This window comes from Stenotrophomonas sp., from assembly GCF_050737575.1.
GTDB lineage: Bacteria > Pseudomonadota > Gammaproteobacteria > Xanthomonadales > Xanthomonadaceae > Stenotrophomonas.
On sequence record NZ_JBOHXW010000001.1, the window covers coordinates 45,588 to 68,195 of the forward strand.

Genomic DNA, 22,608 nt, shown 5'->3' on the forward strand with positions numbered 1-22,608 from the left:
TGAGTAAAATTTTTGCCGAGGTACAAAGAAACCCGGCTGCGCTTAAGTCTCACTGTGGCTTGAGCCTGAGTGGTGAAGTGCGGCCCCCTCTCCCCAACCCCTCTCCCGCAAGGGGAGAGGGGCTTTACAGCTGCAGTTGCAGACAGCACCTCAGTTCGCGGCGCTCTAAGTCGCCCTCACCTCGCCGGACGACGACGATCGTTTGCGCCCCCCCCCGGTTCACGATCCGATGAGTAGCCGCGCATCAGCGCAAGGGTAGGGTTTGGAAAGGAGGTCAGCCCCCCGTCAACAATCCGCCACCACCCTCACCTACTCCTCCGGCACGGCGCTTGCATGTGAACGGGCAGTAATTTTGAGGAGCACACCGTGGCTGTTGCCGCCGACAAATCCCGTAAACCCGAACCGACCCAGGAGGCGACGGGCAAGTCGCGGCGTCCGCTGTTGGTAACTGCATTGATCGCGTTGATTGCTGCCGGCGGTGCCGGTGGCGCGGTCTGGTACTTCACCCAGGGCGAAGGCACTGCCAAGGCTGAAAAGCCTGCCGCGGCGACGCCTGCACCGGCGCAGTATTTCGCGCTGGATCCCTCCTTCGTGGTCAACCTCAGCGGCCCCATCGATGGCCCGCGCTATCTGCAGGTGGATGTGCAGTTGATGACCCGTGATCCGATGGCGCTGCAGGCCATGCAAACCCATGCACCGGCCATCCGCGCCAAGTTGTTGATGCTGTTCTCGCAGGTCGAGCCGGCGCAGATCGCCGACCGTGCCGGCAAGGAAGCCCTGCAGGCGTCGGCGCTGGCCGAAGTGCAGAAGCTGATGAAGGCCGAGACCGGCAAGAAGTCGGCCGATGACCTGCTGTTCACCAGCTTTGTCACCCAATAAGGGATCACGATGAGCATCAACGACCTGCTGTCACAGGACGAAATCGATGCCCTGCTGCATGGTGTCGATACCGGCAATGTCAGCACTGCCGAGCCGGGCCCGGCACCGGGCGAAGCGCGCTCCTACGACTTCGCCAGCCAGGACCGCATCATCCGTGGGCGTATGCCGACGCTGGAAATGGTCAACGAACGGTTTGCGCGCCTGTGGCGCATCGGCTTGTTCAACCTGATCCGTCGTTCGGCCGAGTTGTCGGTGCGCGGTATTGAACTGATCAAGTTCGGCGACTACCTGCATTCGCTGTACGTGCCGACCAACCTCAACCTGATCCGCTTCAAGCCGCTGCGCGGCACCGGGCTGATCGTGTTTGAGCCGACGCTGGTGTTCGCCATCGTTGACAACTTCTTCGGCGGCGACGGCCGTTATCCCACCCGCATCGAAGGCCGCGAATTCACCGCCACCGAGATGCGCGTGATCCAGCTGATGCTCAAGCAGACCTTCGCCGACATGCGCGAAGCGTGGGGCCCGGTGATGAACGTCGATTTCGACTACATCAACTCCGAGATCAACCCGCACTTCGCCAACATCGTCAGTCCGCGCGAGTACGTGGTGGTCAGCCGCTTCCATGTCGAACTCGACGGCGGTGGCGGCGACATCCACATCACCTTGCCGTACTCGATGCTGGAACCCATCCGCGAGCTGCTAGACGCCGGCATTCAAAGCGATCGCAACGACCGCGATGAGAGCTGGGCAATCATGTTGCGCGAACAGCTCAACACCGCCGAAGTCGAACTCTCCAGCGTGCTCGCGCACCGCCGCATGAGCCTGCGTGAACTCACCAAGCTGAAGATCGGCGACATCCTGCCCATCGACATGTCCAAGGAAGTGCCGCTGTGCGTGGAAGGCATTCCAGTGTTCACCGGCCAGTTCGGCGTCGCCAACGAGCGCAACGCCATCAAGATCACCGCAACCCATCCGCCGGGCAAGCGTCCCACCGTTCCCGTGATCCAGGAAACATCCAATGAATGACACCGAAGCCCCAGAATCCGTCGCCGCACCCGCGCCGGCCCAGTTCGCCAATCTGCAGGCCGATGCGGCCAGCGGCACCGACCTCGACCTGGACGTGATCCTCGACGTTCCGGTGACCCTGTCACTGGAAGTCGGCCGCGCGCGACTGCCCATCCGCAACCTGCTGCAGCTCAACCAGGGCTCGGTCGTGGAACTGGAACGCGGCGCCGGCGAATCGCTGGACGTGTTCGTCAACGGCACGCTGATCGCACACGGCGAAGTGGTGGTCATCAATGATCGCTTCGGCGTGCGCCTGACCGATGTGGTCAGCCCCAGCGAGCGGATCCGGAGACTGCGTTGATCGCATTGCTCGCTCTCGCCGCGCCTGCCGTCAAGGCGGCAACACCGGTCGGCCAACATGCGGCAAGCACGCCCAGCATGTTCGGCGCGGTGTTCATGCTGCTGGTGGTGCTGGGTTTGATCATCGGCCTCGGGTGGGTGCTCAAGCGCCTGCCCGGCGGCGCGTTCCGCCCGGCTGAAGGGTTGAAGGTGATTGCGAGCATCAACGTCGGCGCCAAAGAGCGCGTGGTGGTGGTGGACGTCAACGGCCAGCAGCTGCTGCTGGGCGTGACGGCCGGCGGCATCAGCGCCCTGCACACGCTGCCCGAGCCGCTGCCGCAAACGCCGCCTCCGGCGCTGCCCAACCTCAAACAACTACCGAATTTCGCGCAACTGCTGTCGCAGAAGCTGCGCAAGGATTCCTGATCATGTCCGGCCTTCGTTTCAACCACCGCCACTGCTGGCAGCTTCTCCTGCTGCTGACCATGCTGGCCCTGCCGCTGTTCGCGTTCGCCGCACCGGGTGCACCGCAGATGCCGGCGTTGCCGGATGTGAATGTCGGCAAGATCGGCAGCCAACCGGTGAGCCTGCCGCTGCAGACCTTGCTGCTGATGACAGCAATCACCCTGCTGCCATCGATGCTGCTGGTGCTCACCGCCTTCACCCGCATCATCATCGTGCTGGGCTTGTTGCGTCAGGCATTGGGCACCGGGCAGACCCCGTCAAACCAGATCCTGCTCGGGTTGGCACTGTTCCTGACTGCGATGGTGATGATGCCGGTGTGGGACAAGGCGTGGTCCACCGGCATGGCGCCGTATCTGGACGGGCAGATTGATTTCCAGACCGCCTGGAAGCTGACCACCGAGCCGCTGCGCGCCTTCATGCTGGCGCAGGTACGCGAAACCGATCTGATGACCTTCGCCGGTCTCGCCGGACATGGCGCTTACGCAAACCCGGACGCAGTGCCGTTCCCGGTGCTGGTTGCCTCGTTTGTCACCAGCGAATTGAAGACCGCATTTGAGATTGGATTTTTGATCTTCATCCCGTTCGTGATCATCGACCTGGTGGTCGCCAGCGTGTTGATGTCGATGGGCATGATGATGCTGTCACCGATGCTGGTGTCGGCCCCGTTCAAGATTCTGTTGTTCGTACTGGTCGATGGCTGGGTGCTGGTGGTCGGCACACTGGCAGCGAGTTTCAACGCAGTGTGAGCAACCGCGCATGGATGCTTTGTACGAAGCCGCGATCAACTCGCGGCTTCGTTGTTTCTGCGCCAACCGTCATCGGTCGATTCTTTGGCTTTGGCCACTGCAACAACCAACGCGCTGCACCCACGCTTCGCGCGAGGGAGGGACGGACCCACCGCCGTAATCCCGTCACCGCTCTGGCACCAAGCTTGCATCCAACACCCGCATGAGCCCCGAACTTGCCCTTACTGAACTGCGTGGCGGCCTTGTCGCTACCCTCTGGGTCGCTGGCCCCTTGCTGCTTACCGTTCTCGTCGTTGGCGTGGTGGTGGGCGTGATCCAAGCGGCGACCCAGCTCAACGAGCCCACCATCGCCTTTGTCGCCAAAGCCGCCGCCCTCACCGCTGCCCTGTTCGCGCTGGGCAGCCTGCTGATCGGCCATCTGGTCGAATTCACCACCCAGCTGTTCCAGCGCATACCGCATCTGATCGGGTAGCGCAGCGATGGATTCCGCCACCCAGATGGTCGTCGATGGCCAACAGGCCTTCGCCATCATCGGCAACACCTTGTGGATCATGTTGCGCATCGGCGCGATGTTGATGGCCATGCCGATGATCGGCAGCCGCGCGGTGCCCGGCCGCATCCGCGGATTGCTGGCGGTCACGCTGTCGGTCGCGCTTGCGCCGGTGTTGCCGCCGGTGCCGCTGTTCTATGGTTTCGATTCCATCACGGTGATCACCATCATCCGCGAGCTGGCCGTCGGCATCTGCATGGGCTTTCTCTTACGGTTGATCTTTGAAGCTGGCGCGATGGCCGGTGAAATGGTCGCGCAGAGCACCGGCCTGGCCTTTGCGCAGATGAGCGACCCGCTGCGCGGCGGCAGTTCCGGCGTCATCGGCCAATGGTTTTATCTGCTGTTCGGCCTGCTGTTTTTCACCAGCAACGGCCATCTGGCGGTGATCGCACTGCTGGTAGACAGCTACAAAGCGTTGCCAATCGGCACCGCCCTGCCCGATCCGCATGCCGTTGCCAGCATCGCGCCGACCTTGGCGCTGCAGATATTCCGTGGTGCCGTGTCACTGGCCTTGCCGCTGGTGGTGGCCATGCTGGCCATCAACCTGGCCTTCGGCGTGCTGGCCCGCGCCGCACCAGCGCTGAATCCCATCCAGCTGGGCCTGCCGGTCGCGTTGTTGGTGGGCTTGCTGTTGCTGGTGTTGCTGTCTGGCGAAATGGGGCCACCGGTGCAACGTTTGTTCGACACGACGTTTGATGCGGCACGCCAAGTGACAATGTGATGTACTCCACACCTCGCGCGTCTGGTTTTCCTATTGTGTTCTAGCGCTATTGCCGGCATCGCGGTTGCTGGCGATAGTCTGCAGCGGTAGGCCAGCGCGGATTGATTGGCCATTCGTCATGCGGGGGCATGGCGCCATGCGGTACGGACACTAAAGGGAGGGGTTTGATGCTCGTCGGCAGCTACAACCCGTTGTTCGTGGTGCTTTCCATTCTGGTTGCCATCCTGGCGTCGTTCACCGCGCTGGACATGGCTTCACGCGTGTCCGCAACCCAGCCCCGGCGCACGGCCGCCCGCTGGCTGCTTGCTGGCGGTGTGGCGATGGGCGCCGGCATCTGGTCCATGCACTTTGTCGGCATGCTGGCCTTCCGGCTGCCCATCCCGCTGGGTTACGACTTGTGGCTCACGCTGGAATCGCTGTTGGTCGCGGTGGCTGCATCGCTCTTCGCATTGTGGCTGGTGTCCCGGCCGACCTTGCCGCACCTCCGGCTCGCCCTCGGCGCGTTGTTGATGGGCCTGGGCATCGCCTGGATGCATTACGTCGGTATGTCGGCACTGCGCATGCAGCCGGCCATCGACTACGACCGTCTCTGGTTCGTGCTTTCCATCGTGATCGCGGTGGGCGCATCGTGGAGCGCGCTGTACATAGCGTTCCGGCTGCGCACTGTCGAGCACCCGTTGCTGCCGCGTCTGGTCGCTTCCGTGGTGATGGGCCTGGCCATCGTCGGCATGCACTACACCGGCATGGCGGCGGCCCAATTTCCGGCCGATGCGGTCTGTGGCGCGGCCGCCAATGGCGGCGTCCCGACTGAATGGCTGGCCGCCTGCGTGGTGCTGCTGACCGTCGGCGTGATGGCGATCGTATTGATCTTCTCGCTGCAGGAACAGCGCATGCAGGCGCGCTTGCTGCACCTACGCAATTCGATGCTGGCCGCGTCGCTGGACGATGCCCGGAAGGAGCTGTTCCACGCCAGCCAGCACGACGCACTGACCCGCCTGCCCAACCGGCAGTTGTCACACGAGCGCATCGAGCAACTGCTGCAGGAGGGCAACGCCTTTGCGGTGATGTCGATTGACATGGACGGCTTCCGTCACATCAACGGTGCCTTCGGTGCGCCGGTGGGTGATGCGGTGTTGATGGACATCGCCACGCGGCTGCGGCAGATGCTGCCGCCTGAAGACCTGGTCGGCCGACTGGGCGGCGACCAGTTCGTCATTGCCACCGCATCAAAAACCGCTACCGAAATCGACGCCTATGCCGAGCGCATCATTCTGGCGGTGAATTCCGCGCGAGCGGGTGGTCGCGACATGCGCATTACCGGCAGTTTGGGCATGGCGCTGCATCCGGACCACGGCAGCTCCGCCGCGCAGTTGATTGCCATGGCCGAAACCGCCATGCGCTACGCCAAACAGGCAAGTCACAACACGCACACGGTGTTTGCCGATTGGATGAATGACAACGTCGAGCAGGATCGCCACCTACTCGAAGACCTGCGCGCAGCGATCGGCACGCCGCAGCTGTCGCTGCACTACCAGCCGCGCGTGCATGCCGAGCACGGCCATGTCAGCGGTGCCGAAGCCCTCATTCGCTGGCGCCATCCCGAGCACGGTTATGTTCCCAGCGAGCGGATCATCCGCCTGGCCGAACAGAACGCGCTGATGAGCGTGCTGGGCACTTGGATATTGAACGAAGCCTGCCGGCAGATGCGTAGCTGGCAAGACGCCGGTCACAACGACTGGATCATTTCGGTAAACGTCTCCGACCGCCAGCTCGGTTCACAGCAGTTGCTGGACGATGTCCGCAGCGCGCTGGAACGCAACGAGCTGGAGCCGACGCGCTTGATTCTGGAGATCAGCGAAAGCGCGATGATGCGCGACACCGAAAGCACCATCGCGGTATTGCGCAACGTTGCCGCGCTAGGCGTCGGTATTTGCATCGACAACTTCGGCACCGGCGTGTCCAGCCTGCTGCATCTCAAACGGCTGCCTGCCAGCGAGATCAAGATCGACCGCGCCTTCGTGCTGACCCTGGAAGACAGCGACGAGGACGTGGTGATCGTCTCGGCCATCGTTGCGCTTGGCCACGCATTGAACTTGTCGGTGGTCGCCGCCGGCATCGAAAACCCGGCCCAGCGCGCCTACGTCGAGCGCCTGGGCTGCGACCAACTGCAAGGCGCCCTGCTCGGCCGCGCGGTCAGCGCCGAAAGCTTCATCCGCCTGCACGGTGGCGACGCCCGCCAAGCCGCGCTGGACGCACGACTGTCCTCGTTCCACAACACGCCGGAGTGAGTGCCTGCGGCATGCCCTCCCGGCTTGCAGGAGGGAATGTCACGCTGACATGCGATACACGAACACCTGTGGCGGCTGCACGTGGAAACTCGGCACCCCGGAAAAGTGACAACACTCCCCCGCCCGCTCACCACGCTGAAAGCGCAACAGCCCGGTGGCGACACTGGCCTATGCTTGGCCAGCTCAGCCGCCTTGGCAGCAGATCAGTTCACCGAATCTGCCGGCATGCACCTGCCAGACAACAAAAAGCCGCTGAGATCAGCGGCTTTTTGTTTGCAACATGGCGGACAGAGTGGGATTCGAACCCACGGAAGGTTTAACCCTTCGCCGGTTTTCAAGACCGGTGCCTTCAACCGCTCGGCCATCTGTCCTTGCTGTGCTTGAACCCGGCGACGACGTGCGTGGCCGGGCGCGCATTCTCGCATGCTTGCCGGGGTTTTGCTCAACCGGTCTCAATGGCCAGTGCACCGACAGTCGAGGCGCGGATCTTCTCCTTGGCCCGTTCGCAGGCGCCGCCGCAATCCAGGCGCGAGGCTTCCAGTTCCGGCGGCAGGTGCTCAGCCAGGAAATCGATGAACACGCGCACCGCTGGCAACAGGCCGCGACGGGAGGCAAATACCGCATGACAAATGCCCTGCGGCAGCGACCAGTCGGGCAACACCACTTCCAGTTCGCCGTTACGCACCGCCTCGGCACAGATGGTTTCCGGCAGCATGGTGATGCCGAAACCGTCCTTGACCATCGACTGCAGCAAGGGAAAATCCGAACCTGCCACACGCGGCTGCAGCTCGACGCGATGCACTTCACCGCCGGGACCGTGCAGCTCCCAGCGCTGGCGGGCTTCGTCTTCGCTGATGCTCAGCGTGACGTGATTGGAGATGTCCTGCGGCGATGCCGGGCGGCCGGCGCGGTCCAGATAGCCCGGGCTGGCGACCAGCAATTCCTGCACCTGGCCGAAGCTGCGCATCACCAGGCTGCCGTCATCATCCAGCCGCGAACGCACCCTCAGGGCAACGTCGTAGCCTTCATTGATGATGTCCACGCGGCGATTGGTGATGGCCAACTGCAGGCGCACCTTCGGGTACTGCGCCAGAAACTTCGGCAGCAGCTTGGACAACTGCATCTGCGCCAGCGACACCGGAACGCTGGCCCGGACCAGGCCGCGCGGCTCCGCGCTCAGCCGGTCAACCACTTCACGCGCCGCCTGCGCCTCGGACAACATCGTCTGCGCATGTCGGTGCACGCTCATGCCCACGTCGGTTACTGCGAAGCGGCGGGTGGAACGCTGCAGCAGGCGCACGCCCAGCTCGGTTTCCAGCTGGCTGATACGTCGGCTCAGGCGCGACTTTGGGATGCCCAGTGCGCGTTCAGCGGCGGCAAAACCGCCGTGGTCTACCACCATCGCAAAGTAGTAGAGGTCGTTGAGGTCCTGCATGGATTGATCCCAGAAATGGAACGAACTGGCGAATTCAACCACTTGCGTTCCGATTTTGCAAATCAGGCTGCAAACAGTCCTATTTAAGAACAATGCGCGCTCAGGCTCCCTGAACAAAAAAATCTTACGGTTCAATCGCTTCAACAAACGGCCACGAAAAAGCCCGCATCGCTGCGGGCTTTCTGTTTTCCATCCAACTGCGCGGATTGGCTCAGCCGATCCGTTCGAGGCCGCCCATGTACGGCCGCAGCACGTCCGGGATGGTGATCGAGCCGTCGGCGTTCTGGTAATTCTCCATCACCGCGATCATTGCCCGGCCCACCGCCACGCCCGAGCCGTTGAGCGTGTGCAGCAGCTCCGGCTTGCCGCCCGGATGACGCCAGCGGGCCTGCATGCGGCGCGCCTGGAAGTCGCCACAGTTCGAGCACGAGGAAATCTCGCGGTAGGTCTGCTGCGACGGCAACCACACTTCCAGGTCGTAGGTCTTGATCGCGGCAAAGCCCATGTCGCCGGTGCACAGCAGCACCTTGCGGTACGGCAGGCCCAGCTTCTGCAGCACGGCTTCGGCGCAGCCGGTCATGCGCTGGTGTTCGGCCTCGCTGTCTTCAGCCGCACACACGCTGACCAGTTCCACCTTCTCGAACTGATGCTGGCGGATCATGCCGCGCACATCGCGGCCGCCGCTGCCAGCTTCGGAACGGAAGCACATCGAATGGGCGGTCATGCGCAGCGGCAGGCGCTCGGCGTCGATGATCTCGTCGCGCACGATGTTGGTCAGCGGCACTTCGGAGGTCGGAATCAGGTAACGCGTGGATTCACCCAACGCGGTCTTGAACAGGTCTTCCTCGAACTTCGGCAGCTGGCCGGTGCCACGCAGCGAATCGGCGTTGACCAGCACCGGCACGTTGGTTTCTTCGTAGCCGTGCTCGCCGCTGTGGAGGTTGAGCATGAACTGGCCCAACGCACGGTGCAGACGCGCGACCTGGCCACGCAGCACGGTGAAACGTGCGCCGGACAATTTGGCTGCAGTTTCAGCATCCAGCCCGCCATTGCGCGCGCCCAGCTCAACGTGATCGAGCACCGCGAAGTCGAATTCGCGCGGCGTGCCCCAACGCAACTGCTCGACGTTCTCGCTTTCGTCCTTGCCGGCCGGCACATCGGCCGACGGCAGGTTCGGAATGCCCATCGACAGCGCGTCGATTTTTTCGCGCAGCACGTCCAACTGGATTTCCGAGGCCTTCAGCTCATCGGCAAACGCAGCCACTTCGGCCATGATCGCCGACACGTCCTCGCCCTTTGCCTTGGCAAAGCCAATCGCCTTGGAACGGCTGTTGCGCAGACTCTGCAATTCCTGGGTACGCACCTGGATGCGCTTGCGATCGGCCTCAAGGGATTCGAAGGCGGCCACGTCAAGCACATAACCGCGTGTTTCACGCAGGCGTTCGGCGAGTTCGGCGGGCTGCTGGCGAAGAAGGGCTGGATCAAGCATGGGCTGGCACTGTGTACGGAGTTGAACAGCGATTATCGCGCGAACCGCGACTTTCTGCCGCGTATGGGTATTGTTGTGCAAGAATCGCCTCGTTCAATCCGGTCCAGCCCATGTCCGCATCACGCTCCCGCTCTGACCAGAACATCACTTTCCATCTGCCCCGCAACACGCTGAAAATCGCCGGCATCGCCTTTGGCGTGGGCGTGTTGCTGTTTGGCCTGGTGTGGCTTAACGCACGCCGCAACAACGACTTCTACCGTGCAGGGCCGGCTCAGCCGCAAGCCGAAGTGGCCGAAATCACGCCCTTGCCTGCTCCGCTTCCGGCCAGCGCCGGTGCCAGCGACATGCCCGATGCGCGCCCGGAAGTGGTCGAGGAAGAGCCGGAGCTGGTGGAAACAACGCCTCCACCGCCGGCCCCCATCGCTGAACAGCCCGCACCGGTTCCGGCCCCGGCACCCGCGCCGGTCGCTGCCGCACCGACTGATCGCCCGGTTCCCCTGCCCGGCCAGAGCCCTGCCCCCGATTACCCGCCAGCCGCGCTGCGCCGTGGCGAAAGCGGCACGGTCGTGGTGCAGGTGGAAGTGGACGCCAAAGGCCAACCGTTGGATGCCAAGGTGATCCAGCGCAGCGGTTCGCGCGAGTTGGATCGCGCCGCACTGGATGCAGTGCGTGGCTGGCGTTTCCAGCCTGCACAGAGCAACGGTCAGCCGATGCAGGGCACGCTCGAAATTCCGTTCGATTTCAAGCCCGCTCAGTAAGCTGAACCTTCCACGTTGGGTGCCTGCCGGGTTTAGCCGCAGGTCACCCCGCGCTGGCCAAACTTGCCGCATTGCAGAACGTGCAAGGCAGCCAAGTCCATGTCCAGCATTCCCCACGATCAAGCCAGCGCCAGTACCACCACGTCACATTCGGGCGCGGTGGCCGGCTGGCTGTGGGTGCTGCTGGCCGCGTCGCTGGTGATCGGCATGTTGCTGTTTGCGCGCCATCGGGCGCAGCCGCTTGCTGAGGACACCGCTGCGCCGGTTTCTGCAGCCGCCGCGCCGGCTGCCACGGTGATCAAACCCGCGCCAGTTGCAGCTGCGCCGATCGCCGATGGTGATGCCGAGCCGCTGGCGGGCAATCCGCTGCCGGACTATCCCGCCGAGGTATTGCGGGCTGGCATCGAAGGTGACGTGTTCGCGCGGTTGCAGATCGACAGCAACGGGCACGTTGTGGAACTGAGTATCGTGGCGCGCCAAGGCGCTTCCGATCCGCGCCTGGATGATGCTGCCACGGACGCGCTGCGTCAGTGGCGCTTCCGCCCGGCCATGCGGGATGGCCAGGCGGTGTCGAGCGTGGTGCAGGTGCCGGTGGAGTTCAGGACCGGGCGCTGAGCCCGAAACCTGCACCGTTGGCCAGCGTATCGAAGCCGGGGAACGAGGTCGCCACGTTGGCCACGTCATTGATGCGCACTTCACCCGTGCTCAGCTGGCCGGCAATGGCGAACGCCATCGAGATGCGGTGATCGCCGTGGCTTTCAATCGTGCCGCTGCCCAGCGGACCGCCAAAGATGGTCGCGCCATCCTCGGTTTCGTCGACGCGCAGACCGAGCGTGCGCAGACCGGTGGCCATCGCTGCGAGACGGTCTGATTCCTTGACCCGCAACTCGGCTGCGCCGCGTACCACGGTCTGCCCTTGCGCTGCGGCCGCCGCGACGAACAACGCCGGGAACTCATCGATCATGTCCGGCACCACGTGCTCGGGGATCTCCGCGCCCTTGAGCGGCGCGTAACGCACGACCAGGTCGGCGACTGCTTCGCCACCGTGTTCGGCATGGTTCTCTTCGGTAATGTCCGCGCCCATCAGCCGCAGCGCCGTGAGCAAGCCGGTGCGGCGCGGGTTCAAGCCGACCGAGCGCAGGCGCACTTCCGAGCCCGGAATGACGCTGGCCGCAACGATGAAGAAGGCCGAAGACGAGAAATCCGCCGGCACCGAAATGTCCGTCGCGCGCAGGCGCTGGCCGCCACGCAGCCGTGCCTTGCCCGGCTCGAAATCAATCTCAACGCCGAACGCACGCAGCATGCGCTCGGTGTAATCGCGGGTGGGGTGCGGCTCGACCACGGTGGTTTCGCCCTGCGCGTACAAGCCAGCCAGCAACACCGCCGACTTCACCTGCGCGCTGGCCACCGGCAGTTCGTAATGAATGCCCTGCAGCGGCTGACCACCGTGGATATGCAGCGGCGGCGTGCCATCTTCCTGCGTGTCGATACGGGCGCCCATCTGTGCCAGCGGGCCGGTGACGCGGCGCATCGGGCGCTTGGTCAACGACTCGTCGCCGACCAGCGTGGTGTCGAACGGCTGCGCTGCCAGCAAGCCGGCCAGCAAGCGCATGCCGGTGCCGGCATTGCCGCAATCCAGTTCGCCCTGCGGCGGCTTCAAGCCGTCCACGCCGACGCCATGCACGATGCGCTGCGACGACGATGGCGTTTCAAAACGCACGCCCATCTTGGCGAAGATGTTTGCGGTGGCGCGGGTGTCTTCGCCTTCCAGGAAGCCATCGATATGCGACACGCCATCGGCCAAGGCGGCAAACATCACCGCGCGGTGCGAGACCGACTTGTCGCCGGGAATGGCCAACGTGCCCTGCAGGGCGGAACCTTTGTGTGCGATCCAGTAGGGCTGGGCGGTCATGCGAATTCTCTCTGGTATTCAGTGCGCGTGGCGCAGTCAGCAGTTCCTTCTCCCTGCGGGAGAAGGTGCCCGGAGGGCGGATGAGGGTGCGGTCAAAACGTGCCTGCAACGATTTGAATAGCGCGCGTCCCGCCTCTCACCCCAACCCCTCTCCCGTATACGAGAGAGGGGCTCAAGAAACTCAGGGCACGGCGACCGGGTAGGAACCCAGCACCTTGATTTCCGCCGAGTGCGCTTTGAGTTCAGCCAGTGCGGCCTGCATCGATTCGTCTTCAATGTGACCGGCGAGGTCGATGAAGAAACCGTATTCCCACTTGGCCTGGTGCGACGGACGCGACTCGATGCGGTTCATGCTGATGCCGTGGCGCGCGAACGGGCTGAGCACGTCGAACAATGCGCCTGGCTTGTCGTGGATGAACACCAGCACCGAGGTGCGGTCGTGGCCGGACGACGGGAAGAACTGGCGGCCGATCACCAGGAAGCGCGTGGTGTTGTCGGCGTCGTTCTGGATCGGCTTGGTGACGACCTTCTTCAACCCGTAAACATGGCCGGCACTCTCGCCACCAATCGCTGCAGCATCGTCAGCATTGCGCGCGCGGCGCGCACCTTCGGCGTTGCTGGAAACCGGGATCTTCTCGGCCTTCGGCAAGTTGGCGCGCAGCCAGGCCGAGGTCTGCATGAACGATTGCGGATGCGCATAAATGCGCTCGATATCGTCGATGCGGCCGCTGCGCGACATCAGGAACTGCTGCACGCGCAGCTCCACTTCGCCGCAGATCTTGAGGTTGGACGTGAGGAACATATCCAGCGTGATCTGGATGGTGCCCTGCCCCGAATTCTCCACCGGCACCACACCGAAATCAGCGTTGCCCGCTTCCACTTCCTGGAACACTTCTTCGATGCTGGCCATCGGCAGGCCCATCGCCGAGCGGCCAAAATGCTTGAGCACGGCCTGCTGGCTGAAGGTGCCTTCCGGGCCGAGGTAACCGATCTTCAGCGGCTCCTGCTGGGCCAGACATGCGGACATGATCTCGCGGTACACATGCACCAGCACTTCGTCGCTGAGCGGGCCTTCGTTGCGATCCACCACCATGCGCAGCACCTGCGCCTCGCGCTCGGGCCGGTAGTAATCCACTGCGGCGGCCAACTTGCCCTTGGCCTTGCCGACCTGATGGGCGAAGTTGGCCCGTTCGGCGATCAGCGCCTGGATGCTGCGATCAATGTGGTCGATCTTGGCGCGCACGTCGGCCAGCACCGGCTTGGCGACGGCGACGGCGACGTCCTTCTTCGCAGCCGTCTTCTTGACGGCCTTTTTTGCCGGCGCGGGCTTTGCCTTGGCGGCGGGTTTGGGTGGCTTGGATGCCATGGAATCATCTACCTGTTGCAGGCCGGCGCCAGGCGCGCGGCGTAAAGAATGGATCAGCCGTTGCGTTGCTGGAAATCACGCATGAACGCGGCCAGCGCCTGCGCGCCTTCCAGCGGCATGGCGTTGTACAGCGAGGCACGGATGCCGCCGACCGCCTTGTGGCCCTTCAGTGCCAGCAGGCCGGCATTTTTGGACTCACTGACAAAGCGCGCGTTGAGCGTGTCGTCGGGCAGGAAGAACGGGATGTTCATGCGCGAGCGCACGGCCGGCACTACCTCGTTGCGATAGAAACCGCCGGAGCCGTCGATGGCGTCATAGACCAGCGCCGACTTGGCCTGGCTCAGCTTGGCAAATGCTTCCACGCCGCCCTGCGCCAACATCCACTTGAACATCAACCCGGCCAGATACCAGTTCCAGGTCGGCGGCGTGTTGAGCATCGAATCACGCGCGACATGCGAGCGGTAATCGAAGATATCGGCACGCGGCTGGCCCGCACGTTCCAGCAGATCGCGGCGGATGATGACCACCGCGATGCCGACCGGGCCAAGGTTCTTCTGCGCGCCGGCATAAATCACACCGTAGCGGGAAACATCAATCGGCTCGGAGGCAATCGACGAGCTGAAGTCCGCGATCAGCGGCACATTCCCGACCTCCGGTACATCGCGGAATTCGATGCCGTGGATGGTTTCGTTGGCGGTGATGTGCACATAGGCCGCGTCCCTGGACAGCTGCCACTGCGCGACCGGCGGAATGTCATGGAAGCCACCGGCCTCGCCGCTGGCGGCGATGTGTGCATCCACATAGGGTTGCGCCTGCTTGACCGCGGTCTTGCCCCAGTGGCCGCTGACCACGTAATCGGCACGTTGGCCGGGGCTGGCAAAGTTCAGCGGCAGCAGCGCTTGCTGGGTGGTGGCACCACCGCCCAGGAACAGCACCGCGTAGTCGTCCGGAATGCCGATCAAGCGGCGCAGGTCAGCTTCGGCCTGGGCGGCAACGGCCATGAAATCGGCGCTGCGGTGGCTTATCTCGACAATGGACGCGCCAACGCCATTCCATTCCAACATTTCCTCCTGCGCCTGGCGGAGAACTTGCTCCGGCAGCGTTGCAGGGCCGGCACTGAAATTGAATGCGCGCGTCATGTCACACCTTTAAGGCAGAACGCCTAGTATGCCGCAGCGCAACAGCCTTTGGGGACACGGAAAAGGTTGCATCTGCACCCAATCAGCGGGGCAGTTTGCCCGCCAGCCGCGGCATTGCGTGCAGCGGTGCTCGCTACCGAATCAGCGGGCGCCGAACATCAACAGGGCGCTGATCGCTGCGCCCAGCAACAAGGCGCTGAGCAGCAGCCACGGCCAGCGCCGCGAACGGGGCGGCTTGGGCGGCAGGATCTCCGGCTCCGGGATCAAGGGGGCTTCGTCGGCGACAAAGGCCTGATTTGGCACGCCCTGCCCCAGCGGCATTTCCAGCACAAAACGGTGGCTGCCCTCGAATACGACCTGGTCGCCGGCCTGCAACCAACAATGCCGGACGAGGACGCCGTTGACCAACGTACCTTCGGCCGAGCCCAGGTCGCGCAGCAGCACCTTTTCGCCATGCCGCTCGAAGCGCGCATGGGCACCGGCAAACGCGGGATCGTCGATGATGATGTCGCTGCCCGGCTCGCTGCCGACCGTGCGCGGGCGCTCCAAGGTGAAGCTGCGCCCGTGATGACGGCCGCCGACACCGCGCAGCAACACGCGCAGGTCTTCGATCTGCTCAGTGGCCGCTTCAGGCGGATGCGGCAATTGCTCGCAGCTGCCGCGCAGCAGCATCTCGGCACCATCGGCATACACCGAATCGCCGGCCCGCAGCAGCGCCATGCGCCGCACCGGCCGGCCGTTCACATGGATGCCGCGCACGCCGCTGGCAACCTGCAACCAGACGCCGCGCTGATCCGAACAAAACTGGGCCAGCAGCATCGGGCCGACGCTGTCGTCGCCCAGCCGAACCTGACCCGATGCATGACGCACGATGCGCTGAACGCCCGGCGTTATCGGCTGGTCGGGCTGTTGTCGATTGCTGAAATGGACTTGCAAAGTTCGCACGGGAGGCAGACTAGCAGGTCACCGGGGCATTCAGAAGATGGCCGCAGGGCTTGGAGTGCACGGCGAACGTCCGCACAATGCCGCACCTCTTCATCAAGCAGCACGCAGGAACCGCCCCATGTCCAACATCGACATCCAGCACGCCCATTCCCTGTCCGACGACAAGGCCCGCAGCGCCATCGGCGAAGTCGCCGAAAAACTGCAGGAGCGCTTTGATGTCGCCACGCGCTGGGAAGGCCAGGTGCTGCATTTCACCCGCTCCGGGGTGGAGGGCGCCATCGAGCTGCTGCCGGGCGCGGTGCGGGTGAAGGCACAGCTGGGCTTTCTGCTGTCGGCGATGAAGGGCATGGTCGAGTCTGAAATTCAACGCGTGCTGACTGAAAAGCTGGGCTGAACCGGCCCCCGTCACGCGGCGCTGGCAAGCCGCCGGTTACGGTGTTCCTGGGTGGTGATTACCCAGACTCAGGAGCACCGAAATGAACTCACATGAACATCGCACCGGGGACGAAAATGGCGGCGGTCCCCGCTTGCAGGACCAGGCCGAGCGCTTGGGTCGCAAGGTGACTCATTCCGCTCAACAGGTCTGGCTTGCAGGATTGGGCGCGCTGGCCCGCGCGCAGAACGAAGGCAGCCGGCTGTTCGATTCACTGGTGAAAGAAGGCGAGACCGCCGAAGCGCGTACGCGTGAGGAATCCAGCGAAGGCGCCAGCCTGCGCGACACCGTGGAAAGCACGCTCAGTCAGGCCCGCGACCGCGCGGCCGGCACTTGGGACCGTGTCGAGAAAAGCATTGATGACAGCGTGCACCGCGTCCTGCGGCGGATGGACATCCCCAGCCGCTCGGATATCGAGGCCTTGAACGAGCGTTTGGACGCACTCAACCGGCGCTTGAGCCGGGCCGAAAGCCGCAGTTCGCATGCCCCGCCGAAGCCTGAAGAACACTGATGTTGCAAAGCAGCAAAAGCTGAGTGAGAATCCCTACACCCGCCAGCAGTACCGCGCCGTTTGTCTCCCTCCCCTCACGGCATCGGATGGCGGGTTTTTCATGTCTGGCGTTTAATAGTCCGCCGGATAGAGCACTGCCATGTCCCTCGCATCTTCTGAAACCGCCACCCGTCACGACCAGCACGGGCGCTATCCGCGTGCCGAAACGGTCGCTGATTTCGCCAACAACCTGGCGGTTGTGCAGCAGCGCATTGCGGCGGCGTGCACGCGCGCCGGGCGCGATCCGGCGCAGGTCCGGCTGCTGCCGGTCAGCAAAACCATGGACGAAGCCCACATTCGCCTGGCCTATCAGGCCGGCTGTCGATTGCTGGGCGAGAACAAGGTGCAGGAAGCCCATCACAAGTGGGAAGCAATGCAGGATCTGGGCGATCTGCAGTGGTCGGTGATCGGCCATCTACAGACCAACAAAGCCAAGCTGGTGGCGCGCTTTGCCAGTGAATTCCAAGCCTTGGACAGCCTGCGCCTGGCCGAAGCACTGGACCGCCGCCTGCAGCACGAAGGCCGCTCGCTGGACGTGTTTGTGCAGGTCAACAGTTCCGACGAAGACAGCAAGTTCGGCCTGCCGCCGAGCGAAGTCGCGGCGTTCCTGCAGGCGATGCCGCAGTTTTCGGCGCTGCGCGTGCGCGGGTTGATGACGCTGGCGCTGTTTTCAGCCGAAGCGGACCGGGTGCGCGCCTGTTTCGTGCGCATGCGCGAGCTGCGCGACCGGCTGCGCCAGGACGTTCCGGCAAACGTCAGCCTGGATGCGCTGTCGATGGGCATGTCCGGTGATTTCGAAATCGCCATCGAGGAAGGCGCCAGCGTGGTCCGCGTTGGCCAGGCCATCTTCGGCGCCCGCGCCCTGCCGGACAGCCATTACTGGCCCGGTCTGGCAGCGGCTGGCTGAACCGCCAACCCGGTCTCACTAATCGGCCGGGGCAGGACGACCTTTCGCACACACCAACAACGATAAACTTCCGCTCCGACTCTTCTTTGGGTGCTGTTGATGTTTTCCTGGATTTTGGCTTTGGCGCTCGCGCTGGTTCTGTGGGGCCTGGCCGCGGCCTATTTATGGCTGGTCAAACGCAGGAAAACCGAAACCCGCCATGGTTTGGCCGCATTGGCGGGACTGCGCTGGCGGGAGTTCTCGCAGATTGTGCGGCAGGCCATGGCCGACCAGCGCCAGCTGCTGCCGCTGACCGACAACGAGGACGCCGACCGCGGCACCAGCAGCGATTTCCTGCTGCAGCAGGGTGATCAGCGTTGGCTGGTGTCCTGCAAACACGGCCGCGCTTACCGGTTTGACGCCACCGCCGTCAACGAGCTGGCTTCGGCCATGCGCTTGACCGGCGCGGTGGGCGGACTGCTCATCACCGAAGGCCACGTCGACCGTGACGGCCTGAATGAAGCACAGAAGCAGTCCATCGAAGTATTTGACGAACGCAACCTGTGGCAGCTGCTCAAGCCTTATGTCTCCAGCGAGATGCAGCAGACCGTCACCGGCTTCGCCCAGCGCGAGGCCGCGCGCCAGACCGGCATTGCCGGATTGGCGGCGTTGACCATCGGCCTGCTGGCCGGCATGGGCTACCTCACGATGCAGAGCGAGGAAGCCGCCTCGTCCGCAGCAAGCGTTGCATCGACGCCGGCAAACGTGAGCGCCGCCGATGCCAGTGGTGAGGAAGTGACGGCCGCTGTCGGTGCTGAAACCCCGACTGCAGAAGCGCCGCTGGACGCCGACAAGCAGATCGCCGATCCAGATCCGGCCACCTTGCTGCGTTACCAGCAGGCGGTTTCCAAAACGCTGGCGCGCACGCCGGGCGTGGTCAGCGGCATCTGGCTGACGCGTTCGACGTTGTCGGTTGAGCGCAGCGGCAGCGACGCCGAAGTGTGGCCGCTGATCTGCAGGGAACTTGAGGGTTACGCGGCGCTGCGCACCGTGCGCGTGCAGCTCAATCCGCGCCCCGGTGTTGATGAGCCGGTGCGCTGGCGGCAGTGCCGGACGTATTGAGTTGGTTTTTGTAGGTGTTTGACGTCGAATTTCGGCTAAAAGCTAGAGCTTGAAAAGCTGCCCTCATCCGCCCCTTCGGGGCACCTTCTCCCGCGTGCGGGAGAAGGGATGAACCAAGAGCTTTGGCATCCCGCCTCACTCCACATCAGCACACCGCACGCTCCTCAGCGCGAGCCCGGTGCAAATCGGGCGATAAGGTCGTAGGCATCGCCAAGAAATTTCTGCCGCACCCAGGTGATCTGCTGATCGCCGCGCCAGGTCTGGCGGTCGATCACCAGGCACGCAGTGCCAGCGGGCACTTTCAGGATGGCTGCTTCGTCTGCGGTGACGGCCACGGCGCTGATGCGGTGTTCGCCGCGCGTCCATGACACGTTCTGCAGCAGCCAGCTGCCCGGCGCATGAACCGTGAAATCCACTTTCAAGGTTTCCGGCACGGCGTCGGGGTTGATCAAGCGCCGCTCCAGCGCCAGCGGCTTGCCGTCTGCCAGATGCAGGCAGCGCATCGCCAGCAGCTTGCCCTCGCCCACCAACAGCAGCTCTTCGGTGACATCGGCCTTGGCTTTGCGGTGCGCGTGATCGAGCAACTGATAGCCGTATTCGTGGCCGCGCTCGGTGACTGCGACTTCGATATCAGGGATTTCCAGCGCCACCTGTTCCAGATGCGGCGGCTGCCGGGCAACGAACGAACCGGCGCGACGCCGGCGCTCGATCATGCCGCTCTCGGCCAGCGTGGTCAGCACCTTGTTCACCGTCATCCGTGAACAGTCGTACTGCGCCATCAGTTCGTGCTCGAACGGGATGCGGTAACCCGGCGCCCATTCGCCACTGAGAATGCGGCTTTCGATTTCGTCGCGGATGCGTTGATTGAGGGTGGGAGCTTTCTTGCTCTTCACTCGGAGTCCCTGGAATGGATGGCGCGCGGCGGTTGCGTGCGTCAGGCCAGTATCCGGCTCAACGCGGCGCGGTAGCGCATGGTGATCGCTTCGCGATTCACGTGGCGACCAGCGCGCACCCATTCGCGGCCATTACGCCAAACGCTGCGGAGGGCGCCATTACGTGCGGCGAACAGCCAGCTGTCAAGCAACGCATCGCCCTGCCTGCCATGCAGCGAAGGATGATCGGTGTCCAGTTCAAGCAGATCGGCAGGCGCGCCGACTGCCAATCCCGCAGCAACACCAAGCACCTGCGCGGCGCCCTCGCCTGCCTGCTGATACAGCCAGCGGCCGCTGGAAAGCGGGCCCGGCGAGATCACGTTGCGGCCCTGCAGCGTCAGCCGCTGGCCGTATTCGAGCAGGCGCAGTTCTTCGGCGGCGTCGATCAACACATTGGAATCGGAGCCAACACCAAAGCGGCCACCGGCGGCGACAAATTCGCGCATCGGGAACACGCCGTCGCCCAGATTGGCTTCGGTGATCGGACACAGGCCGACCACCGCGCCGCTGTCGGCCATCGACTTCACTTCCTGCGCGGTGACATGCGTGGCATGCACCAGGCACCAGCGCGCATCGACATCGACATTCGCATACAGCCATTCCACCGGGCGTTGTCCGCTCCAGGCCAGGCAGGCATCAACTTCACGGGTCTGTTCCGCGATGTGGATGTGGATCGGGCCCGGCGCCATTGCCGCCAATGCCTGCAGTTCCTGCGGGGTGCAGGCGCGCAGGCTGTGCGGCGCGAGCCCCAGCACCGCGTCGGGCGTGTTCGACAGCGCGCTGCGACAGCCATCAAGTAGCGATGCAAAGCCGTCGATGTCGTGCAGGAAACGACGCTGACCGTGCGTGGGCGCGGCACCACCGAAATCCGAGTGGGCGTAGAACACCGGCAGCAGCGTCAAGCCTAGGCCCGACTCATTCGCCGCGGCGGCGACGCGACCAGCCATTTCGGCGTGATCGGCATAGCGGCTGCCATCGGCGGCGTGGTGCAGGTAGTGGAACTCGCCGACGCGGGTGAAGCCGCTTTCCAGCATTTCCATGTAGGCCTGCGCAGCGATGGCCTGGAAGTCGTCCGGAGTGATGCGGTCCAGGAAGCGGTACATCAGCTCGCGCCAGCTCCAGAAGCTGTCGCCCGAGCGCCCGCCCACTTCGGTCAAACCGGCCATGGCGCGCTGGAAGGCGTGGCTGTGCAGGTTGCCCAGCCCGGCAACGACAACGCCCAAGGCCTGATCGCCCGCTTCCCGGGTAACGCCCGTGGTCACCGCCGTGATCCGCCCGTCCGCACTTTCAATGCGCACATCCTGCGCCCAGCCGTCGGGCAACAGGGCGTGGGCGGCGTGGAAATGGACTGATTTGCTGGCGTTGTCAGGCATCACTGGACACTCTCCGTTTTCCGTCGTTATTGTATATACAAATTGACGGGATGAGTGCACATGCGCTGCGACACACTCTGGCACAACGCCAACCTGATGACACTGGACGATGCCAGCGGCGGCCTGGGCATTGTCCGCGATGGCGTGATCGCCGCGCGCGATGGCCACATCGTCCACGTCGGCCCCGCCGATGCGGCGCCCGCCTTCGATGCCGCGCTGCGCGTGGATTGCGAAGGCCGCTGGATCAGCCCGGGCCTGATCGACTGCCACACCCATCTGGTCTACGCCGGCAACCGTGCGGGCGAATTCGAGCAGCGCCTGCGCGGCGTGAGCTATGCCGATATCGCCCGCGCGGGCGGCGGTATTGTCTCCACTGTGCGTGCCACCCGCGCTGCCGACGACGACGCGCTGATCAAGGCCACCCTGCCCCGGCTCGACGCGATGCTGGCCGAAGGCGTCACCACCATCGAGATCAAATCCGGCTACGGCTTGAGCCTGATGGACGAACGCAAGCAGCTGCGCGTCGCCCGTGAGCTGGGCACGCTGCGCAAGGTCGAAGTGGTGCCGACCTTCCTCGGCGCACACGCGGTGTCGCCGGGCCACGAAGCCCAGGCCTACATCAACGAAGTGTGCGCGGTGATGATCCCCGCCATCGCCGCCGAAGGGCTGGCCGAGGCGGTTGATGTGTTCTGCGAAAACATCGCCTTCTCCCCGGCGCAGGCGCAGCAGGTATTTGAAGCAGCCAGGCAACATGGGCTGGCGATCAAGATCCACGCCGAACAGCTGTCCAACCAGCACGGCGCCGAGCTGGCTGCCCAGCACGGCGCGCTGTCGGCCGACCATATCGAACATCTGGATGACGCCGGCATTGCCGCCATGCGCGCGGCCGGCACTGTCGCGGTGCTGCTGCCCGGCGCGTACTACTTCACCCGCGAAACCGTGCTGCCGCCGATCCAGCAATTGCGCGACGCCGGTGTGCCCATTGCCTTGGCCACCGACAGCAATCCCGGCACCTCGCCGCTGACCAGCCCGCTGCTGACCATGAACATGGGCGCGACCTTGTTCCGCCTGACCGTGGACGAATGCATCGCCGGTTTCACCCGCGAAGCCGCGCGTGCACTGGGCCGCAGCGAGCGCCTCGGCCGACTTGCCGCCGGGCTGGAATGCGACCTCGCCATCTGGGACATCGACGCACCGGCCGACCTGGTTTACCGCATCGGCTTCAACCCTCTGCATGCCCGCATCTGGCGCGGGCAGCCCGCCTGAAACATCGCA

The 22,608-nt window shown here is 64.2% G+C and carries 23 protein-coding genes and 1 tRNA gene; 15 read left to right on the forward strand and 9 right to left on the reverse strand.

What is annotated here, in order from left to right:
• Nucleotides 1-366: 366 nt before the first annotated feature.
• The 8 genes from ACREP4_RS00250 (at nucleotide 367) to ACREP4_RS00285 (ending at nucleotide 6,993) form a co-directional block, all read left to right on the forward strand.
• On the forward strand, nucleotides 367-879 hold the full coding sequence (locus tag ACREP4_RS00250; RefSeq protein WP_431594212.1) for a flagellar basal body-associated FliL family protein: 513 nt from the start codon (nucleotides 367-369) through the stop codon (nucleotides 877-879).
• Nucleotides 880-888: 9 nt separating this feature from the next.
• Nucleotides 889-1,905, forward strand: coding sequence for a flagellar motor switch protein FliM (fliM, locus tag ACREP4_RS00255; protein WP_431594213.1), 1,017 nt, complete (start codon nucleotides 889-891; stop codon nucleotides 1,903-1,905).
• Complete coding sequence (gene fliN / locus ACREP4_RS00260) at nucleotides 1,898-2,245, forward strand: flagellar motor switch protein FliN (RefSeq protein ID WP_431594214.1); 348 nt, start codon at nucleotides 1,898-1,900, stop codon at nucleotides 2,243-2,245. Before fliM ends, fliN begins: the two co-directional genes overlap by 8 nt.
• On the forward strand, nucleotides 2,242-2,649 hold the full coding sequence (gene fliO, locus ACREP4_RS00265) for a flagellar biosynthetic protein FliO (protein ID WP_431594215.1): 408 nt from the start codon (nucleotides 2,242-2,244) through the stop codon (nucleotides 2,647-2,649). The genes fliN and fliO overlap by 4 nt, the downstream gene beginning before the upstream one ends.
• A 59-nt stretch (nucleotides 2,650-2,708) precedes the next feature.
• Nucleotides 2,709-3,434: a flagellar type III secretion system pore protein FliP gene (fliP, locus tag ACREP4_RS00270; RefSeq protein ID WP_431594753.1), complete on the forward strand. Its 726-nt coding sequence runs from the start codon at nucleotides 2,709-2,711 to the stop codon at nucleotides 3,432-3,434.
• 202 nt (nucleotides 3,435-3,636) lie between these two features.
• On the forward strand, nucleotides 3,637-3,906 hold the full coding sequence (locus ACREP4_RS00275; RefSeq protein WP_431594216.1) for a flagellar biosynthetic protein FliQ: 270 nt from the start codon (nucleotides 3,637-3,639) through the stop codon (nucleotides 3,904-3,906).
• Nucleotides 3,907-3,913: 7 nt separating this feature from the next.
• Nucleotides 3,914-4,705 (forward strand): flagellar biosynthetic protein FliR, encoded by a 792-nt coding sequence (gene fliR, locus ACREP4_RS00280; RefSeq protein WP_431594217.1) that lies wholly within the window; start codon nucleotides 3,914-3,916, stop codon nucleotides 4,703-4,705.
• A gap of 167 nt (nucleotides 4,706-4,872) precedes the next feature.
• On the forward strand, nucleotides 4,873-6,993 hold the full coding sequence (locus tag ACREP4_RS00285; protein ID WP_431594218.1) for a putative bifunctional diguanylate cyclase/phosphodiesterase: 2,121 nt from the start codon (nucleotides 4,873-4,875) through the stop codon (nucleotides 6,991-6,993).
• Between the two features lie 281 nt (nucleotides 6,994-7,274).
• Here ACREP4_RS00285 and ACREP4_RS00290 read toward each other — a convergent pair.
• The 3 genes from ACREP4_RS00290 to serS all read right to left on the reverse strand — a co-directional run bounded on the left by ACREP4_RS00290 (nucleotide 7,275) and on the right by serS (nucleotide 9,917).
• Nucleotides 7,275-7,364: transfer RNA gene (locus ACREP4_RS00290), tRNA-Ser, on the reverse strand.
• Between the two features lie 71 nt (nucleotides 7,365-7,435).
• Complete coding sequence (locus ACREP4_RS00295) at nucleotides 7,436-8,428, reverse strand: LysR substrate-binding domain-containing protein (RefSeq protein ID WP_431594754.1); 993 nt, start codon at nucleotides 8,426-8,428, stop codon at nucleotides 7,436-7,438.
• A gap of 211 nt (nucleotides 8,429-8,639) precedes the next feature.
• Complete coding sequence (serS, locus tag ACREP4_RS00300) at nucleotides 8,640-9,917, reverse strand: serine--tRNA ligase (RefSeq protein ID WP_431594219.1); 1,278 nt, start codon at nucleotides 9,915-9,917, stop codon at nucleotides 8,640-8,642.
• A 110-nt stretch (nucleotides 9,918-10,027) separates the two neighbouring features.
• On the opposite strand from serS, the gene ACREP4_RS00305 reads away from it, so the two are divergent.
• Together ACREP4_RS00305 and ACREP4_RS00310 are read left to right on the forward strand one after the other, a co-directional pair.
• A complete protein-coding gene (locus tag ACREP4_RS00305; protein ID WP_431594220.1) occupies nucleotides 10,028-10,675 on the forward strand; it encodes an energy transducer TonB in 648 nt (215 codons plus the stop codon).
• 99 nt (nucleotides 10,676-10,774) lie between these two features.
• Nucleotides 10,775-11,290: an energy transducer TonB gene (locus ACREP4_RS00310; protein ID WP_431594221.1), complete on the forward strand. Its 516-nt coding sequence runs from the start codon at nucleotides 10,775-10,777 to the stop codon at nucleotides 11,288-11,290.
• Here ACREP4_RS00310 and aroA read toward each other — a convergent pair.
• The 4 genes from aroA to ACREP4_RS00330 form a co-directional block, all read right to left on the reverse strand.
• Nucleotides 11,274-12,587, reverse strand: coding sequence for a 3-phosphoshikimate 1-carboxyvinyltransferase (gene aroA / locus ACREP4_RS00315; RefSeq protein WP_431594222.1), 1,314 nt, complete (start codon nucleotides 12,585-12,587; stop codon nucleotides 11,274-11,276). The two genes, ACREP4_RS00310 and aroA, sit on opposite strands and share 17 nt — an antisense overlap.
• Before the next feature lie 181 nt (nucleotides 12,588-12,768).
• Complete coding sequence (pheA, locus tag ACREP4_RS00320; RefSeq protein ID WP_431594223.1) at nucleotides 12,769-13,953, reverse strand: prephenate dehydratase; 1,185 nt, start codon at nucleotides 13,951-13,953, stop codon at nucleotides 12,769-12,771.
• Nucleotides 13,954-14,006: 53 nt separating this feature from the next.
• On the reverse strand, nucleotides 14,007-15,092 hold the full coding sequence (serC, locus tag ACREP4_RS00325; RefSeq protein WP_431594224.1) for a 3-phosphoserine/phosphohydroxythreonine transaminase: 1,086 nt from the start codon (nucleotides 15,090-15,092) through the stop codon (nucleotides 14,007-14,009).
• Nucleotides 15,093-15,233: 141 nt separating this feature from the next.
• Entirely contained in the window at nucleotides 15,234-16,037 is an 804-nt protein-coding gene (locus ACREP4_RS00330) for an FHA domain-containing protein (RefSeq protein WP_431594225.1), read from the reverse strand.
• Between the two features lie 118 nt (nucleotides 16,038-16,155).
• On the opposite strand from ACREP4_RS00330, the gene ACREP4_RS00335 reads away from it, so the two are divergent.
• The 4 genes from ACREP4_RS00335 to ACREP4_RS00350 all read left to right on the forward strand — a co-directional run bounded on the left by ACREP4_RS00335 (nucleotide 16,156) and on the right by ACREP4_RS00350 (nucleotide 19,028).
• Nucleotides 16,156-16,431 (forward strand): polyhydroxyalkanoic acid system family protein, encoded by a 276-nt coding sequence (locus ACREP4_RS00335; protein WP_431594226.1) that lies wholly within the window; start codon nucleotides 16,156-16,158, stop codon nucleotides 16,429-16,431.
• 82 nt (nucleotides 16,432-16,513) lie between these two features.
• On the forward strand, nucleotides 16,514-16,981 hold the full coding sequence (locus tag ACREP4_RS00340; RefSeq protein WP_431594227.1) for a phasin family protein: 468 nt from the start codon (nucleotides 16,514-16,516) through the stop codon (nucleotides 16,979-16,981).
• Nucleotides 16,982-17,120: 139 nt separating this feature from the next.
• Entirely contained in the window at nucleotides 17,121-17,927 is an 807-nt protein-coding gene (locus ACREP4_RS00345) for a YggS family pyridoxal phosphate-dependent enzyme (RefSeq protein ID WP_431594228.1), read from the forward strand.
• A gap of 99 nt (nucleotides 17,928-18,026) precedes the next feature.
• Complete coding sequence (locus ACREP4_RS00350) at nucleotides 18,027-19,028, forward strand: restriction endonuclease (RefSeq protein WP_431594229.1); 1,002 nt, start codon at nucleotides 18,027-18,029, stop codon at nucleotides 19,026-19,028.
• A gap of 164 nt (nucleotides 19,029-19,192) precedes the next feature.
• On the opposite strand, the gene hutC is transcribed toward ACREP4_RS00350, so the two are convergent.
• Together hutC and ACREP4_RS00360 are read right to left on the reverse strand one after the other, a co-directional pair.
• On the reverse strand, nucleotides 19,193-19,921 hold the full coding sequence (gene hutC / locus ACREP4_RS00355) for a histidine utilization repressor (protein ID WP_431594230.1): 729 nt from the start codon (nucleotides 19,919-19,921) through the stop codon (nucleotides 19,193-19,195).
• 41 nt (nucleotides 19,922-19,962) lie between these two features.
• Nucleotides 19,963-21,333, reverse strand: a complete 1,371-nt coding sequence (locus tag ACREP4_RS00360; protein ID WP_431594231.1) for a formimidoylglutamate deiminase — start codon at nucleotides 21,331-21,333, stop codon at nucleotides 19,963-19,965.
• Nucleotides 21,334-21,393: 60 nt separating this feature from the next.
• Here ACREP4_RS00360 and hutI point away from each other — a divergent pair, with 60 nt between their 5' ends.
• Nucleotides 21,394-22,599 carry an imidazolonepropionase gene (hutI, locus tag ACREP4_RS00365; RefSeq protein ID WP_431594232.1) on the forward strand — a complete coding sequence of 402 codons (1,206 nt, stop codon included), beginning with the start codon at nucleotides 21,394-21,396 and terminating at the stop codon, nucleotides 22,597-22,599.
• Nucleotides 22,600-22,608 lie beyond the last annotated feature (9 nt).

Coding starts and splice junctions, on each gene's coding strand:
- fliM (WP_431594213.1), top strand. CDS start 889: ATGAGCATCAACGACCTGCTGTCACAGGACGAAATCGATGCCCTGCTG.
- fliN (WP_431594214.1), top strand. CDS start 1,898: ATGAATGACACCGAAGCCCCAGAATCCGTCGCCGCACCCGCGCCGGCC.
- fliP (WP_431594753.1), top strand. CDS start 2,709: ATGCTGGCCCTGCCGCTGTTCGCGTTCGCCGCACCGGGTGCACCGCAG.
- ACREP4_RS00275 (WP_431594216.1), top strand. CDS start 3,637: ATGAGCCCCGAACTTGCCCTTACTGAACTGCGTGGCGGCCTTGTCGCT.
- fliR (WP_431594217.1), top strand. CDS start 3,914: ATGGATTCCGCCACCCAGATGGTCGTCGATGGCCAACAGGCCTTCGCC.
- ACREP4_RS00285 (WP_431594218.1), top strand. CDS start 4,873: ATGCTCGTCGGCAGCTACAACCCGTTGTTCGTGGTGCTTTCCATTCTG.
- ACREP4_RS00295 (WP_431594754.1), bottom strand. CDS start 8,428: ATGCAGGACCTCAACGACCTCTACTACTTTGCGATGGTGGTAGACCAC.
- serS (WP_431594219.1), bottom strand. CDS start 9,917: ATGCTTGATCCAGCCCTTCTTCGCCAGCAGCCCGCCGAACTCGCCGAA.
- ACREP4_RS00305 (WP_431594220.1), top strand. CDS start 10,028: ATGTCCGCATCACGCTCCCGCTCTGACCAGAACATCACTTTCCATCTG.
- ACREP4_RS00310 (WP_431594221.1), top strand. CDS start 10,775: ATGTCCAGCATTCCCCACGATCAAGCCAGCGCCAGTACCACCACGTCA.
- aroA (WP_431594222.1), bottom strand. CDS start 12,587: ATGACCGCCCAGCCCTACTGGATCGCACACAAAGGTTCCGCCCTGCAG.
- pheA (WP_431594223.1), bottom strand. CDS start 13,953: ATGGCATCCAAGCCACCCAAACCCGCCGCCAAGGCAAAGCCCGCGCCG.
- serC (WP_431594224.1), bottom strand. CDS start 15,092: ATGACGCGCGCATTCAATTTCAGTGCCGGCCCTGCAACGCTGCCGGAG.
- ACREP4_RS00335 (WP_431594226.1), top strand. CDS start 16,156: ATGTCCAACATCGACATCCAGCACGCCCATTCCCTGTCCGACGACAAG.
- ACREP4_RS00340 (WP_431594227.1), top strand. CDS start 16,514: ATGAACTCACATGAACATCGCACCGGGGACGAAAATGGCGGCGGTCCC.
- ACREP4_RS00345 (WP_431594228.1), top strand. CDS start 17,121: ATGTCCCTCGCATCTTCTGAAACCGCCACCCGTCACGACCAGCACGGG.
- ACREP4_RS00350 (WP_431594229.1), top strand. CDS start 18,027: ATGTTTTCCTGGATTTTGGCTTTGGCGCTCGCGCTGGTTCTGTGGGGC.
- ACREP4_RS00360 (WP_431594231.1), bottom strand. CDS start 21,333: ATGCCTGACAACGCCAGCAAATCAGTCCATTTCCACGCCGCCCACGCC.
- hutI (WP_431594232.1), top strand. CDS start 21,394: ATGCGCTGCGACACACTCTGGCACAACGCCAACCTGATGACACTGGAC.